Below are 14951 nucleotides of genomic sequence, written 5' to 3'. Positions count from 1 at the left end.
CTTACGCTCGTCAGCCTCCTCAGGATGGGGGGGATCGGCAGCATCTGGACGGCGCACCATCTCGGGCTCGGCAAGGACGTCGCCGTCAAGTTCATCTCTGCGTCGCTCGCGACCGATCCGATCGCGGTCGCCCGGTTCCACCGCGAGGGCGCGCTCATGGCGAGGATCAAGAGCCCTCACGTGGCCGAGGTCTACGAGCACGGCGTCGCCGGCGGCGGCCTCCCGTACATCGTCATGGAGCTGCTGCGCGGTGAGGAGCTGTCCGACCGGCTCGCGCGCTCCGGGCGCCTGTCCCTGCAGGAGACGGTCTCCCTGGTCTCGCAGCTCTGCGGGGCGCTCACCGCGGCGCACAGGCTCGGGATCATTCACCGGGACATCACGCCGGAGCACGTCTTCCTCGCCGACGACGGCGGGAGCATCTGCGTCAAGCTGCTCGATTTCGGCGTGGCCAGGGGGGATGTCGACCCCGACGGGACGACGCTGACGGCCACGGGCGCGGTCGTCGGCAACCTCGTCTACATGAGCCCGGAACAGTTCTTCAACCCGAAGAGGGTCGATGGCCGCTCGGACCTCTGGTCCGTGGCCGTCATGGCGTACCAGGCGCTCACCGGCGCGCCGCCGTTCGAGCAGAAGGGGCTCGAGGCGCTGCTGGGCGCCATCCGTATCGGCATCTTCCCGCTCCCGAGCGAGCGCTCCGCCGACGTCACGCCTGCCCTCGACGCGTGGTTCGTCCGGGCGCTGTCCCGCGAGCCGACCGGCCGCTTCGGCTCGGCCGAGGAGATGGCGGACGCGCTGCACCGGGCCATGGCCGCCGGGCCGCCGAGCCCTGTGGGCGCGCCTCCCGAAGCGGGCTAGCCTAGCCGCCATGGCGCGCGCCCGCATCCCGAGCCGTCCCAACCACGAGCTCGTGTTTCGCAGCGCCCGCAAGGGCGAGGAGGGCACGCTCGCCTCGGTCGCCTACCGCGCGTTCCAGGCGGGCGATCCGGAGGCGTGGCTGCGGTATTTCACCGAGCACGCGCACCTCGCCCTCGACAACGTGATCGTCGCGGAGACCGACGGCCAGCTCGTCGGGCACGTCTCCTCGCTCGACCTGACGATGAGCTTCGCGGGCGCGGACGTCCCCTTCCAGGGCCTCGCGTCCGTGGCGGTGCTCCCGGAGTTCCGCCGCCGGGGCATCGCGGATCGGCTCGTCCGCGAGAGCCTCCGCCGCATGCGCCGCCGCGGCGAGGCGCTCGCGCTGCTCCACCCCTTCCGGCTTTCGTTCTACCGCAGGTTCGGCTTCGGCGTGTGCGAGCTCCGGGACGTCGTGCGCACCTCGCCCGACCGGCTCCCGGACTCGGTGCTGCGCCGCCACGTGCGGGCCTTCTCCCGCCCGCGGGACGAGCCGCTCATCAAGCAGGCCTACGACCTCGCGCGGGCCGACACCACGGGGCAGCTCTCGCGGAGCGACTACTGGTGGGACGTGCGCGTGTTCAAGCGCTCCCCGAGCGGCGCGGTCTACGTCGATCCGGGCTCCAAGGCGATCGCCGGCTACTTGTTCTTCGACGTCCCGGAGGGCGGCTCTTACGGCGTCCAGCAGCTGCTCGTCCGCGAGCTCCGCGCGCCGACGTCGGGCGCGTACCGCGGGCTCATCGGCTTCCTCGGCGCGCTCGGCGATCAGTACGAGGTCGTGGAGCTGGTGCTGCCGCGCGGCTACGGCGCGCCGCTGCTCGACGAGCCGGGCATCCGCGACGAGCCGATGGTGTACGAGACGGCGGCCCGGCACCCCGGCCTGTGCCCGCCCGTGCACACGGCGCACCGCCGCAACGTCCTCGGCCTGACGGCGGCCGGCGCGATGGGGCGCATCGTCGACGTCGCCGCCGCGCTCGCGCTGCACCCGTCGCCGCGGAAGCACGGCGTCCGCGGGGCCATCGGCCTCGACGTCGAGGACCCCGTGTTCACCGACGCGCCGCGCGCCTTCGACGTCACCTTCGCGGCCCGCGGCGTCCAGACGGCGCCCGGCAGCACGGCGGGCGACCGCCTCTCGCTATCCATCGAGCGGCTCACGCAGATCTATTTCGGCGCCACGTCGGCGCGCGATCTCCTGAGCCAGGGCTTCGTGGTGGGCAGCGCCAAGGCGGCCGCGCTCCTCGACGCGGCGTTCGCCGGCCCCCCCCTGTTCCTCGGCGCCTACAACGGATTCTGACGCGCGGCGCGCCGCTCAGGCGCCGCGCCGGCTCCGGAGGAAGAGCTTGAGCGAGCGCGCGATCAGCGCCGTCTCTTCCCCGCCCTTGCGCGTCTCGGTGGCCGCGTCGTCCTGCGTGTCGACGAGGAGCTGCCACGGCCTGGGATCGTCGGCGAAGGGGAGCAGGAACGGCAGGTCGCACTCCGAGGCGTTGAGCAGCAGGACGAAGTCGTCGTCGACCAGCCGGTCGCCGGACTCGTCCACGTCGTCCAGCCCCTCGCCGGACAGGAACACCCCGAGGCACTTCGTGCACGGGTTCGACCAGTCCTCGTCGGTCATCAGCTCGCCGTCCAGGCGATACCACTGGATATCGTACGCCTTGCCGCCGCGGATGGGGCGCCCCTTGAAGAACGTCGAGCGCCGGAGCGCGGGGTGCTCGTGCCGGATGCGGAGGCACTTGCGCGTGAACTCCAGGAGCGCGCGCGACGGCTCGTCCCAGGTCCACGGCTGCCAGGTGAGCGGGCCGTCCTGGCAGTACCCGTTGTTGTTCCCCTCCTGCGTGCGCCCCCGCTCGTCGCCGTGGAGGATCATCGGCGTGCCCTGCGAGAAGAGGAGCGAGGCCATGATGTTCCGCATCTGGCGCGCGCGCAGCCGGAGGATCTCGGGATCGTCGGTCGGGCCCTCGGCGCCGCAGTTCCACGAGCGGTTGTCGTCCGCGCCGTCGCAGTTGCCCTCCCCGTTCGCCTCGTTGTGCTTGTGGTTGTACGAGACGAGGTCGGCCAGGGTGAAGCCGTCGTGGGCCGTGACGAAATTGATGCTCGTGTACGGCTTGCGCCCGCTGTTCTCGTAGAGGTCGCTGCTCCCCGTGATCCGGAACCCGAGATCGGAGGCGACGCCGCCGGCGCCGCGCCAGAAGTCGCGCAGCGTGTCCCGGTAGCGGCCGTTCCACTCCGCCCAGCGCACCGGGAAATTGCCCACCTGGTAGCCGCCGGGGCCCACGTCCCAGGGCTCGGCGATGAGCTTCACCTGGCTGAGCACCGGGTCCTGGTGGATGATCGTGAAGAAGCTCGAGAGCTGCTCGACGTCGTGGAGGCCGCGCGCCAGCGCCGCCGCCAGGTCGAACCGGAACCCGTCCACGTGCATGTCGAGGACCCAGTACCGCAGCGAGTCCATGATCAGCTGGAGCGTCTGCGGGTGGCGCACGTTGAGGGTGTTGCCCGTGCCCGTGTAGTCGAAATAGTAGCGCTCGTTGCCGGGGACGAGCCGGTAATAGGTCGGGTTGTCGATGCCGCGCAGGCTCAGCGTCGGGCCGAGGTGGTTGCCCTCGGCCGTGTGGTTGTAGACGACGTCGAGGATGACCTCGATGCCGGCGGCGTGGAGCGCCTTCACCATCTCCTTGAACTGCCGGACCTCGGACGCCACCTCGGCGCCCGCGCGGTAGTCGACGTCCGGAGCGAAGAAGCCTATCGAGTGGTAGCCCCAGTAGTTCCGGAGCCCCTTGTCGAGCAGGAACTTCTCGTGCACGAAGGCGTGCACCGGCAGGAGCTCGATGGCGGTGATGCCGAGGTACCGCAGGTACCCGATGATGGCCGGGTGGGCGATGCCCAGGTAGGTCCCGCGCAGCTCTTCCGGGACCTCCGGGTGCAGCATCGTCAGGCCGCGGACGTGCGCCTCATAGATGACGCTGCGGTGGAACGGGACGTACGGGCGCCGATCTCCGCTCCAGTCGAACGAGGGGTCGATGACGACGCCGAGCGGGGCGCCGAGCGCCTCGCCGTCGACCATCACGAGATCGCCGTCCGGCTCGCCGCTGCGGTGGGCGAACGCGTTGGCGTCCCACCGGACCCGCGACGCGAGCGCCTTCGCGTAGGGATCGAGCAGGCGCGCCCTGGGGTTGAAGCGCAACCCCCGCTCCGGCGCCCACGGGCCGTGCACGCGATAGCCGTACTTCTGCCCTGGCCCCACGTCGGGCACGTAGATGTGCCACACCAGCGAGGTGCGGTGGCGCATCGGCAGCCGCTGCTCATTCCCCTCGTCGTCGACGAGGCACAGCTCGACCGCTTCGGCGTTCTCCGAGAACAGCGCGAACTGCGTTCCGACGCCGTCCCATGTCGCGCCGAGCGGGTAAGGATCCCCCGGTCGCAATCCCTTGCGCTTCTGGTTCATGCTGTTCTCCAGGCCGGGAGTGGGCCCCCCCGTCTCGGCCTTGTTGCGATGGGCGTGTGTTCGCTGGCTAGGCCACGTGGCTGCGGCGGCTGTGCAGGACGTCGGTCACCGCGTCCGCCACGCTCCGCGCCATCCCCTCGGCGATGCGGAGGGTCTGGGCCTGGTCGCCCTCCGGGGTGCAGAACCTGAGGCGTTCGATCATGTCAGCGAGCCGCCGGGCTAGCTCGCACGCCTCAGCGATCGAAGCTGATGACTCGAGGGAGGCCCTCCGCTGCGGGAGGGGGACCAGTTCTTCGGTCGGCGTCATCGGGGTTGAAATCATGCCTGGCTCCTTCGATATCGGTGATGCCTACAGTCAGCTACCACGGAGAGCAGGCATCATGCCAGCAACACTTCCGTGTGTACGCTCACCGCGGACACAACAGCCGGCGCTCCACGGTGGAGCTTGGGGCAACAAAATCGCCACACGTGGGGCGAATTGTCTCCCACAGCGTCGGTCATCGGTGCCCCGGACAGCCAGATGCCAAAATTGCAAGCACATTGCGCGCCCGTGAGGGTAAGATCATGACAAAGGATGTCCTGGACGGCCGCGTGAGCTCTGCCGGGTCAGGATTCGGCTTCCTGTCGCCTGCGCGCACCCCGGCGGCGAGGCCGTATGGGACGAGCGGGCGGGCGCGCCGGGAGCGCTCGTCCCCGCCCCGGCGGCGGATGGTGCTCGGGGCCGGCGCGGGTTCGCGGCCGGGCACCGCGACAGGCGCGGCTGCGCGACGGCGGCCGCCGCTGGCCGCTGCACAGGGGTCGCCGCCGATGGATCGCGGCGCGCCTCGTCCACTCCGTTCCGGCCGCACGTTCGTCGTTTCAGTGCTCTTCGCCCTGATTCATCTTGACTCGGGCGCCTGGAGCGCGGCGCGAGATCCTGTGCGAAGCGCTCGCGCGCCGCGGGGCGCGGGCGGGGCCGATCGCGCACATCGGGAGAGGCCGTCTCGGCCGCGGCGTGGACGAACGAGGCGGCTGTAGCAGCGCCCGGGGGGCCCAGGTTAGACTCCGGTCCGCCGCGGCGGCCGCCGGTCCAACGCGCCGCGGTCGAGAAAGCTCATGATCGGAACACTCCAGGCGAAGCTCCAGTATCTCAAGAACAAGAACCTCCACAACTGGCTCGGCGGCTACGCCCGCCAGAGAATCGAGAACGCCCGCAGTCCGCGTCCGATCGGCCCGCGACACCTCCTCTTCGCGGTCTGCGACCACTGGGAGCCGGGGTGGGAGAACGCGACGCCGGAGGTCGGCGACGCGCGGGTGAGGGCATGGTCGGAGCGATATCCCGAGATGGCCGGCGCCTACCGCGACGCGGACGGCCGGCACCCGCGCCACAGCTTCTTCTTCCCGGGGGAGCAGTACACGCCCGGGTGGCTCGACGCGCTGGCGGATCTCACGCGCCGCGGCTTCGGCGAGGTGGAGCTGCACCTGCACCACCACAACGACACGGAGGAGAACCTGCGCGCGGACATCCGCAGGTACCTGGAGATCCTCGGGAAGCACGGGCACTTCTCGCGCGACGCGGACGGGCGCATGCGATATGGGTTCATCCACGGCAACTGGTGTCTGGCGAACTCCGGGCGGGACTCGCGGAACTGCGGAGTCGACGCGGAGCTCCCGCTCCTGTTCGAGACCGGCTGCTATGCCGACTACACGTTCCCGTCGGCCCCTGACGAGTCGCAGCACAGCATCGTGAACCAGATCTACTGGCCGACCGGCAACCTGGCGCGCCGGAGGGCCCACGCCGTCGGCGCCCGGGCCAAGGTCGGCGAGGTGCTGGAGGACCGGATCCTGATGATCGAGGGTCCGCTCGCGCTCGCGCTGACGCGCCGGGGGAACCGGGTGCGGGTGCGGATGGAGTACGGCGCGCTCCAGGCGGTCGATCCGCCGACGCCGGACCGGGTGAAGACGTGGGTGGATCAGAACATCCACATCGAGGGGCGGCCCGAGTGGGTGTTCGTCAAGGTCTACACGCACGGGGCGCCCGAGGATCAGGCGGAGTCGCTGCTCGGCGCGGGGAGCCACACGCTGCACCGGGAGCTCACGACCCGGTACAACGATGGTAAGGAGTGGGTGCTCCACTACGTGACCGCGCGCGAGATGTACAACATCGCGATCGCGGCGCTCGATGGCAAGACGGGCAACCCCGGGGACTACCGGGATTACCGGCTGAAGCCGCCGCCCTGCGCGAGCTGACGCGCCCGGAGACCCGGCCTCCGGGGCCCCCCGCGCGACGAGCCCCCTCCCACGGGGCCGGGCAGCTCTCGACAGAGCCTCAGCCCGCCCCGCGCCGCTCCCGGAGCACCTCCTCGAGGAGCGCGTAATAACGATCCCCCACGACATCCCACGAGAGCGCGCCCACGCTGCCCCGCAGCGCCTCCGGATCCCACGCCATGTCCAGCGCTCGGACCAGCGCGTGCCCGAGCGCCTGCGGATCGCCCGCGGGGACGAGCAGGCCGTTGCCCCCCGGCCCCTCGCACACGAGCTCCGGCACGCCGCCCACCCGGGTCGCGACGACGGGGCGGCCCGAGGCGAGCGCCTCCAGGACGACGTTCGGGCAGCCCTCGCGGCGGCTCGGCAGGCAGAACACGTCGCACGCCGCCATGTACTCCGGGATCTCCGCGGGCAGCGCCCAGCCGTACAGCCGCGCCCGGTCCGCGAGGCCGAGCGCGCGCACCCGCGCGCGCAGCGGCTCGAGCAGCTCGCCGCCGCCGACCATCATGAGGTGCACGTCGCGGCGGCCCGCCTCGGCGAGGCGCGCCATCGCCTCCACGAGGACGTCGACGCCCTTCTCGGGCACGTGGTAGCCCGCGTAGAGCACCACCTTCGCGTCCACCGGCAGACCGAGGCGCTGCCGCGGCTCGACCCGGTCCCGGATCGAGAACCGCGCGCCGTCCACCGCGTTGAGCTGCACCACGACGCGCTCCCGCGGCACCCCGAGCTCCACGAGGCGCTCGCCGAGCGCCCCGCTCACCGCCACCACCCGGGCGCAGCGCTGGAGCGCCGGCGCGATCTGCGCCCGCAGCACGGCGTCCCTCGGCTGCTCGTTGATGTCGCTGCCGAGCACCGTCGTGACGAGCGGCACCCCCGCTTCCCGCGCGAACACGTCCGCGGCGACCGTGTCGGGATAGGCCCAGGCGGCCAGGATCACGTCGTAGGGGAACTCGCGCCGGAGCCCGGCCATCGTCCGCCCGAGCGACGCGTGGATCGCCCGCGCGTGCAGGCGCGGCTGCCCCGGGATCGACCAGTAGGTGGGGAACAGCGCGTCGATGCCGGTGTGCGACTCGCGCGTGCCGCCGATGAGCTCCTGCGACGCCCCGCGCACGCGCGTCCACCAGGGCGTCGGGGCCACGAGCCTGAGCTCGCAGCGGCGCGCGAGCGCCCGGTACGTGTGATAGCTGTACGGCGCCATCGTCGGCAGCCGCATGGAAGGGTAATGGTGGGTGAAGACGAGGACCTTCATCGCGCGCTCGCCCGTCACCCGAGGCCGAGATAGAGCTGCTCGTACTTGCGCGTCATCTTCTCGAACGAGAAGTCGTCGCGGACCCGCGCGTGCCCCGCCTCGCCGAGCCGCCGCCGCAGCGCGGGATCGCGCGCGAGCCGCTCGATCGCGGCCGCGAGCGCGTCGGGGTCGTCCACCGGGACGAGCAGGCCGTGCTCTTCGCTCCGCACCACCTCGGGGACGCCGCCGACCGGCGTCACCACGACAGGCAGGCTGCGCGCCATGGCCTCGAGCACCGCGAGCGGCAACCCCTCGTCGCGCGAGGGCAGCACGAAGAAGTCGGCGGCGAGGAGCAGATCGGGCACGTCCTTGCGGAACCCGAGGAAGCGCGCCTCCTTGCCGTGGATCCCGAGCTCCCTCGCGAGCCCGTGGATGCGGTCGCGCTCGTCCCCGTCGCCCACGATGAGGACGGTGACGCCGCGGTCCCGCAGCCGCGCGAGCGCCCGGAGCAGCACGTCATGCGCCTTCACCGGATGAAACGCGGCCGGCATGATCCCGACGAACGCGCCGCCGGACGGGCCCGCGGGCTCGGGCGATTGCGCGGGCGGCGGGTCGGCGCCGAAGCCGAGCTCGGCGCGCACCTCCTCGCGCGTCCGCCGCGCCGGGGTGATGTCGATCCCGTTGTGAATGACAGAGATGTTGCCGGCGACGCCCACGGCGCCGCTCTTGTCGGCCGTGTCCTGCGAACATCCGACGACGGCGTCCGTCGCCCGCCACTCGAAGCGCGAAGGAACGCGGATGATCCCGCGCGTCTGGGCGTGATCGGTGAAGACGAGCCGCGCCCGCGTGAGGAGCTTGCCGACCGTGGCGTAGTGGAGCGCAGTGGGGTTGTGCGCGTGAATGACGTGCGGACGCGCGCGCGCGAAGGCCAGCGCCGCGTGCGCCGCGCGCGCGGGCAGGCGCCCGCCGAGCACGGTGGCCGGCAGCGCGCGCTGCCGCGCCAGATCCGCGAGCGGCCCGCCGCGCAGCGCGAGGATGGAGGCGTCGTGGCCGTGGCGCCGCTGCGCCTCGGCGAGGCGCAGCACGAAATGCTCCATGCCGCCGCCGTTCAGGCTGCTCACGACATGGACGATCCGCAGCGTCGAAGTCCCCATGGAGGGTTGCTACCCGAATCGGGTCTCCTGTTGAAGCGCAAACCGCACCGCGCGCCGTCACCCACGCTGCCAACACGCCTCGCCGGGGCGCCTGCGTTCGTGACGTTTGGCGCGGGGTCACGCCGAGTCGCGCCGAGTCACGCGCGGTCGCGCCGAGTCGCGCTCGCCGCTGATCGTTCGCGCTCGTTCGCGCTCGTTCGCGCTCGCCCTTGCCCAGAGGACGCCCCGGGTCGCTGGGTCATCCTACCACCTCGCCTCGCCGTCACCGCACTTTTGATTTGGCGAGCGGAAGCGGCTACTAGACGGGCATGAACCCTGAACTTCGGCGCGCCCTGGACCAGGGCATGCGCCGCGTGCCAGGCATGAGCGCCGCGGCGAGGCTGCTCGCCGTGCGGCTCGAGACCGTCAAGGCGCTCCTCGCGCGCCGGCTCGACGAGAACCCGCTCCCGGTGCCCGACGCCGTCACCCCGAGCGACATCCCGTCGGTCGCCGAGCTCGGCCCCGGGGACAGGGTGCTCGCCGAGCTCGATCAGGACGGCTTCGCCTTCGCGCTCCACCCGGCCGACGTCCCCTTCTTCAACCGCAGGAGCGAGAAGATGCCGCGCCTGCGGTACCGGCTGCACGTCGTCCTGCGCCGCGGCTACGTCTGCGTTCGCAAGCGCTTTATCGGCCAGCCGCGGAACGCGCCCGCGAGCGCGCACCTCTCCTCCCTGCTCGGGCTCTTCTTCTATAACGAAGCGGCCGCGCTCCTCCGCCTGCGCGATCTCCCCAGCGTCCCGAGGATTCGCGATCTCCACCTCACCACGCGCACCCTGTTCATCGACTACGTGCGCGGCCAGACGCTGCAACATCAGGTCGCCGAGCGCGGGCAGAAGATCCTCGACATCGACCTCGCGCCGCTCGGGCAGCTGTTCGATCCGGAGCGCGATCGGCGCGAGATCGAGGCGTTCGCGAGCGGCGGCGGCGAGGCCCACCGCGGCCGCATCGAGGAGATCGTCCGGGCGATGAACGCGCGCGGCGTCGCGCCGCTCGACGTCAAGCTCGGCAACGTGCTCATCGGCGAGAAGACGGGCGCCCTCTACTGGGTCGATTTCGAGCGGGCCGCGATCGAAGGCGCGCCCCGCTACCGCGAGCAGCTCGCGGAGCACCATGACCTCGTGAATCGGTGGTTCGGGCTCTCCCTCCCGGGCGACGGCGGAGCGTGAGGCGCGGCGGGCGCGATCGAGGGTGCGATCGATGACACGAGAGGAAGGCAGGGCGCCGCGGGGCGCCATCGAGCGGATCGGCGAGAAGGCGGGGCGGTCGTGGCCGAGCATCGAGGCGGCCGCGCGGCTCTCGGCGGAGACCCGGACGCGCCTCGCGGCGCTGCTCCGCGAGCAGATCCCGTGCGACACGAGCGCGGTGGTCTTCGGCTCGCTCGCCCGGGGCGAGTACACGACCGGCAGCGATCTCGACTGGACGCTGCTCATCGACGGTCAGGCCGACGAGGGGCACTTCAGCCAGGTCCAGGCCATCACGAAGCTCCTGAAGGAGGCGAAGTTCCACGAGCCGGGCCCGACGGGCGTGTTCGGCAACGTGGCCTTCAGCCACCCGATCCTCCACCAGATCGGCGGGCAGGAGGACACGAACAAGAACACGACCCAGCGCATCCTGCTGCTCCTGGAGTCGCTCGCGATCGGCAAGCCGGACGCCCATGAGCGCGTGCTCAGGCTCGTGCTCTCGCGCTACGTGGAGGACGACCGCGGGCTGCACTACGGCAGCAAGCGCGAGATCATCCCGATGTTCCTGCTGAACGACATCGTCCGGTACTGGCGCACCGTCGCCGTCGACTTCGTCTACAAGCAGCGGGAGCGCAGCTCGGGCTGGGCGCTCCGCAACGCGAAGCTCCGGATGTCGCGCAAGCTCATCTTCGTGAGCGGGCTCATCACCTGCTTCGGCTTCGAGCTGTTCGGCAAGGACCGGGCGACGTGGGCCGACGACGGCGACCGGATCTCGACGCCCGCGCTCGTGCGCTTCCTCCGCGAGCGCATCCGGGTGACGCCGCTGGAGAGCCTCGCCGAGGTGCTGCTCCGGCCCGCGATCTCGGCGGAGACGGCGCGGACGCTGTTCGACAGCTACGACGCGTTCCTCGATCTCCTCTCGAACGAGGAGGAGCGGGGCCGGCTGAAGCAGCTGCCGCTCGACGAGCAGCTCGGCCACGACCCGACGTTCAAGCGGGTGCGCGACATCGGGCGCGAGTTCCAGCGCGGGCTCGACCGGCTCTTCTTCGAGGAGGACCCGGAGCTCCGCAAGCTCATCCAGACGTACGGGGTGTTCTGATGCGACCCATGGGCTACTCGACAGGGGCGCTCGCGCTCAGCGACGTCGAGCGGGCGCTCTCGATGCTGGAAGGGAGCTCCGCGACCGCGGTGGAGCTCTCCGCGCTGCGCATCTCGGAGCTCAAGCCGCTGCTCCGGCTGCTCGGCTCCCTGGACCTGTCGCGCTATCGCTACGTGTCGTTCCACGCCCCGAGCCGCTTCGACGCGGCGGAGGAGCGCGTCGTCGCCGACGCCATGGCGGAGGTGGCCGCGCTGGGCTGGCTCGTCGTCCTCCACCCCGACACCGTCCACGACCTCGGCGCCTTCCGGCAGCTCGGCGGCCTGCTCGCGCTCGAGAACATGGACAAGCGAAAGCGGACGGGCCGCACGGTGGACGAGCTCCGGCCGTTCTTCGACGCGCTGCCGGACGCGTCGTTCTGCTTCGATATCGGCCACGCGCACCAGGTCGATCGCACGATGACGGAGGCGCACTTCCTGGTGAAGGCGCACAGGACGCGGCTGAAGCAGCTCCACGTGAGCGAGGTGAACTCGGGCAGCCGGCACGACGCCTTGAGCCAGAGCGCGGCGCACGCGTTCCAGCGGGTCGCCGCCCACGTCCCGGGCGACGCGGCGCTGATCCTGGAGACGCCGGCGTCGCCAGAGGAGCTGGAGCGGCAGATGGCCATCGCGAGGGCGGCGCTGACGATCCCGGACGGCTTGGAAAAGACGCCCGGCTGACCCGGGAAGCGCCGGCGGCGAGGGCGCGGGCGCGCCGGTTTCGCCGGTCGCCGGCATCGATCCTGGCGAGCCCTGGCCTCGCAGCCTCGACGAGCGGCTTCGGGGGCAGCGCGGCGCCCAACGGACGGTCTGGGGGCGCCCGAGGCGCTACGCTGCGCCCGTTCTCGGCGCGCCCAGGGCCGGATCGGGGGGACCACGATGAAGCTGAAGACGCTCGCGGCCGCGAGCACCGCATGGCTCGCCGCCCTCGCGCTGCTGACGGCGAGCGGGCTCACGCTCAGCACCGCGTACATGGACCGCGAGGTCGCGTGCCTGTTCAACCTGGTCCGAGAGGTGCGATCCATCATGGAGCTGGAGGTCCACCTCCTCTCGTACGAGCGCGAGAGCGCCCGGGTCGCGCTGACCCAGCTCCCCGAGCACGCGCGCGCGCGCGACGCCGCCGGGCGCGAGGTGCAGCGGTGGATCGACGACCTCCGCGACAACTCCGTCACCGCGGACAACGCGGACGTCGTCAAGGCGACCGAGCGGGCGCTCGAGCGCTACCTCGCCGCGCGCGCGCTGGCGGACGCGGCGGCGCCGCCAGCCGCCCCCGCGGAGCGCGGGCTCCCCGAGGAGGTCGATCGCGCCTTCGTCGCGCTCGAGCGGCTGCTCGCCGCGAAGCTCGAGGAGGCGCGGATCGCCCGGGGGCGCGTCGACGCGGTGAACCGGCTCTCGGAGACCGTGAGCCTCGGGGCCGCCGCGATGCTGCTCACCGGGGTCCTGCTCGCGCTGTGGCAGATGAGCGGGCGAGTCTATCGCCCGCTGCTCGCGATCCGCGCCGCGATCGACCGCTACGGGGCCGGCGCGCTCGACGCTCGCGCGCCGCAGGGCGGGCTCGACGAGCTGCGCGAGATCGCCGTCGCGTTCAACGAGATGGCCGAGGCGCTGGCCGAGCAGCGCCGGAGGCAGCTCGGGCTCCTCGCGAGCGTGGCGCACGATCTGCGCAACCCGCTCGCCGCGCTGAAGCTCACCGTCGACCGCCTCCGGCCGGATCGGCCCCTGCCGCCCGAGGAGCGGCTCAGGCCGATGCTCGCCCGCATCGGGAAGGAGGCCGCGCGCTGCGATCACATGCTCACGGACCTCATGGACATCGCGCGGATCGAGGGCGGCGAGATCGAGCTGCGCCACGAGATCCGGGACGCCTGCGAGATCGCCCGCGAGGTCGTCGAGCTCTACCGGCCGACGGCGACCGCGCACGAGATCAGGCTGTCGCTGCCCGACGAGGCGGTCCCGCTGCGCTGCGATCCGGTCAGGATCGAGCAGGTCCTCAACAACCTGGTCGCGAACGCCATCAAGTACTCGCCGGAGGGCGGCGCCGTGCTGGTCGCCGTCGCGCGCGAGGGCGCCGAGGTCACGATCGCGGTCGCCGACCAGGGCGTCGGCATCGCGGCCGAGGACCAGCGGCGGCTGTTCGAGCGCTACTGGCGCGCGCCGTCGTCGCGCTGCGTGGCCCCGGGCGTCGGCCTCGGCCTGTGGGCCGCGCGCCGCATCGCCGAGGCGCACGGCGGGCGCATCGAGGTGACGAGCGCCGCCGGCGAGGGCTCGACGTTCACCCTGCGCCTGCCGTCCTAGTCCCTAGGGCTCGTCCGGATCGAGCTCCCAGCCGAAGACGCCGGGGGTGCGCGCGCGGTGCCTGCCGAGCGCCTCGCCGGGGAGCCAGGGGCCGTCCGCGGCCCAGCGGGTGGAGAAGGCGTCGCGCAGCACGAGCTCCGCCAGCTTGCCCCTCGGCGAGAACCCCCACTCGGCCTCCTGCGAGACGTCGTCCGGGTCGGCGTAGAGCCGCCAGACGAAGAAGCCGGCGCAGGTGCGCGCGTCCAGGAACGGCGCCATCACGGCGGCGTATGCCTCGGCCTGCGAGCGCTGATCGACGACCACGTCCTTCATGCGGTCGGGCCACTCCCACGGGCGCACGGCGGGATCGCGCCGCGTGGTGTAGCCGATCTCGGTGAGCAGGACCGGCTTGCCCCACGCGCGCGCCACCGCGTCCACCCCGGCCGCGACCTTGCGCCCGCCGCGCAGGAGCTCCTCGAACGACGCGCCCTCGCGCTCGGCGAGCGGATAGAACGCGTTGATGCCGATGAGGTCCAGCGCGTCGAAGATCAGCGTGTGCTCGACGTCGTCCCAGTTCGCCGAGTAGGTGAGCAGCCCCGGGTACGCGCGGCGCACCGCCTCGATGATCGGCAGGAAGCTCGCCGCCCGCGCCGTCGTCACCCAGCTCCGCAGCTCGACGCCCACGCTGAGCATCTCGGCGCCGCCCTCGCGCGCGACCTCCGCCCAGGTGAGCAGGAACCGGCGGTACGACTCGGCCCAGCGCGCCCAGCCCGCGTCGTCCCCCGGGTCGATCATCGCCCGCCACTCGCCGCTCTCGACCCAGAGGTGCGGGACGAGCAGCACCTTGAGCCCGCGCGCGTGCGCCTGCGCGATCGCCGCGAGCACGTTGCGCCGGTTCTCCTCGAACGGCGCCTCGAAGACGAGATCGACGCCGGTGCCCTTGCCGTCCCACACGCGGCCGAACGGCGTCAGGCTGACCCAGGTCGCGCCCATCGCCACCGCTTCATCCATCGCTCGCCCGCTCGCCGCGGTCCCGTAGCCGCGGCCCGGATGCCGGAGGTTCTCGATCGGCCCGATCGTCACGCCGCGCACGCCGCCCCAGCCCGACTCGGCCCACCCCGTCGCGCCGTACGGAAGGCGCTCCGGCGAGATCCGCGGCGCCTCCGGCGGGACGCGCAGCGCCCCCGGCGCGACGCGCGGCGCCTCCGCCGCGCTCCGCGGTGCCTCCTGCGCGATCCGGGGCGCGGCGCTCGCGGGCCGCGCAGCGCCGCAGACGGCCGCCGCCGACACGGCGAGGGCGGCGCCCGCGGCGCCGGCGAGCGCGCGTACTTCTCGACTCATCGCTGGCACGGGGACGCCTTATACCA

At 72.3% G+C, this 14951-nt stretch carries 12 protein-coding genes; 7 read left to right on the top strand and 5 right to left on the bottom strand.

The features are described from left to right. Nucleotides 1-24: 24 nt before the first annotated feature. Both WME98_RS33025 and WME98_RS33020 read left to right on the top strand, forming a co-directional pair. A complete protein-coding gene (locus WME98_RS33025; RefSeq protein WP_437945677.1) occupies nucleotides 25-855 on the top strand; it encodes a serine/threonine-protein kinase in 831 nt (276 codons plus the stop codon). Between the two features lie 10 nt (nucleotides 856-865). After that, nucleotides 866-2185 carry a GNAT family N-acetyltransferase gene (locus WME98_RS33020; protein WP_437945676.1) on the top strand — a complete coding sequence of 440 codons (1320 nt, stop codon included), beginning with the start codon at nucleotides 866-868 and terminating at the stop codon, nucleotides 2183-2185. Between the two features lie 15 nt (nucleotides 2186-2200). Here the strand turns inward: WME98_RS33020 and glgX are convergent, their stop codons facing one another. After that, nucleotides 2201-4330: a glycogen debranching protein GlgX gene (gene glgX / locus WME98_RS33015; protein ID WP_437945675.1), complete on the bottom strand. Its 2130-nt coding sequence runs from the start codon at nucleotides 4328-4330 to the stop codon at nucleotides 2201-2203. Between the two features lie 67 nt (nucleotides 4331-4397). Continuing rightward, nucleotides 4398-4532: a hypothetical protein gene (locus tag WME98_RS33010; protein WP_437336732.1), complete on the bottom strand. Its 135-nt coding sequence runs from the start codon at nucleotides 4530-4532 to the stop codon at nucleotides 4398-4400. Nucleotides 4533-5425: 893 nt separating this feature from the next. Between WME98_RS33010 and WME98_RS33005 the strand changes: the two genes are divergently transcribed. Next, a complete protein-coding gene (locus tag WME98_RS33005; protein ID WP_437336731.1) occupies nucleotides 5426-6559 on the top strand; it encodes a hypothetical protein in 1134 nt (377 codons plus the stop codon). A 79-nt stretch (nucleotides 6560-6638) separates the two neighbouring features. Here the strand turns inward: WME98_RS33005 and WME98_RS33000 are convergent, their stop codons facing one another. Next, complete coding sequence (locus WME98_RS33000) at nucleotides 6639-7826, bottom strand: glycosyltransferase family 4 protein (RefSeq protein ID WP_437336730.1); 1188 nt, start codon at nucleotides 7824-7826, stop codon at nucleotides 6639-6641. A gap of 14 nt (nucleotides 7827-7840) precedes the next feature. Continuing rightward, nucleotides 7841-8959, bottom strand: coding sequence for a glycosyltransferase family 4 protein (locus WME98_RS32995; RefSeq protein WP_437945674.1), 1119 nt, complete (start codon nucleotides 8957-8959; stop codon nucleotides 7841-7843). Between the two features lie 308 nt (nucleotides 8960-9267). Between WME98_RS32995 and WME98_RS32990 the strand changes: the two genes are divergently transcribed. From WME98_RS32990 to WME98_RS32975, 4 genes are all read left to right on the top strand, one after another. Next, the gene (locus tag WME98_RS32990; protein ID WP_437945673.1) at nucleotides 9268-10164 is read left to right on the top strand and encodes a hypothetical protein; all 897 of its coding nucleotides are present in this window, start codon (nucleotides 9268-9270) and stop codon (nucleotides 10162-10164) included. A 31-nt stretch (nucleotides 10165-10195) separates the two neighbouring features. Next, nucleotides 10196-11278, top strand: coding sequence for a nucleotidyltransferase domain-containing protein (locus WME98_RS32985; RefSeq protein WP_437945672.1), 1083 nt, complete (start codon nucleotides 10196-10198; stop codon nucleotides 11276-11278). An 8-nt stretch (nucleotides 11279-11286) separates the two neighbouring features. Beyond that, on the top strand, nucleotides 11287-11994 hold the full coding sequence (locus WME98_RS32980) for a TIM barrel protein (RefSeq protein WP_437945671.1): 708 nt from the start codon (nucleotides 11287-11289) through the stop codon (nucleotides 11992-11994). A gap of 198 nt (nucleotides 11995-12192) precedes the next feature. Then, a complete protein-coding gene (locus tag WME98_RS32975; protein WP_437945670.1) occupies nucleotides 12193-13605 on the top strand; it encodes an ATP-binding protein in 1413 nt (470 codons plus the stop codon). A 3-nt stretch (nucleotides 13606-13608) separates the two neighbouring features. Here the strand turns inward: WME98_RS32975 and WME98_RS32970 are convergent, their stop codons facing one another. Continuing rightward, nucleotides 13609-14925, bottom strand: a complete 1317-nt coding sequence (locus WME98_RS32970; protein WP_437945669.1) for a glycoside hydrolase family 113 — start codon at nucleotides 14923-14925, stop codon at nucleotides 13609-13611. Nucleotides 14926-14951 lie beyond the last annotated feature (26 nt).

Origin of the sequence: Sorangium sp. So ce296, from assembly GCF_051529605.1 — a bacterium.
GTDB classification, from domain to species: Bacteria; Myxococcota_A; Polyangia; order Polyangiales; family Polyangiaceae; genus Sorangium; species Sorangium cellulosum_D.
This window is presented reverse-complemented; position numbering and strand designations above follow the sequence as displayed.

Bases quoted from the DNA above. Each gene is read 5' to 3' on its own strand.
- WME98_RS33025 (WP_437945677.1), top strand. From the start codon at position 25: ATGGGGGGGATCGGCAGCATCTGGACGGCGCACCATCTCGGGCTCGGC.
- WME98_RS33020 (WP_437945676.1), top strand. From the start codon at position 866: ATGGCGCGCGCCCGCATCCCGAGCCGTCCCAACCACGAGCTCGTGTTT.
- glgX (WP_437945675.1), bottom strand. From the start codon at position 4,330: ATGAACCAGAAGCGCAAGGGATTGCGACCGGGGGATCCTTACCCGCTC.
- WME98_RS33010 (WP_437336732.1), bottom strand. From the start codon at position 4,532: ATGATCGAACGCCTCAGGTTCTGCACCCCGGAGGGCGACCAGGCCCAG.
- WME98_RS33005 (WP_437336731.1), top strand. From the start codon at position 5,426: ATGATCGGAACACTCCAGGCGAAGCTCCAGTATCTCAAGAACAAGAAC.
- WME98_RS33000 (WP_437336730.1), bottom strand. From the start codon at position 7,826: ATGAAGGTCCTCGTCTTCACCCACCATTACCCTTCCATGCGGCTGCCG.
- WME98_RS32995 (WP_437945674.1), bottom strand. From the start codon at position 8,959: ATGGGGACTTCGACGCTGCGGATCGTCCATGTCGTGAGCAGCCTGAAC.
- WME98_RS32990 (WP_437945673.1), top strand. From the start codon at position 9,268: ATGAACCCTGAACTTCGGCGCGCCCTGGACCAGGGCATGCGCCGCGTG.
- WME98_RS32985 (WP_437945672.1), top strand. From the start codon at position 10,196: ATGACACGAGAGGAAGGCAGGGCGCCGCGGGGCGCCATCGAGCGGATC.
- WME98_RS32980 (WP_437945671.1), top strand. From the start codon at position 11,287: ATGGGCTACTCGACAGGGGCGCTCGCGCTCAGCGACGTCGAGCGGGCG.
- WME98_RS32975 (WP_437945670.1), top strand. From the start codon at position 12,193: ATGAAGCTGAAGACGCTCGCGGCCGCGAGCACCGCATGGCTCGCCGCC.
- WME98_RS32970 (WP_437945669.1), bottom strand. From the start codon at position 14,925: ATGAGTCGAGAAGTACGCGCGCTCGCCGGCGCCGCGGGCGCCGCCCTC.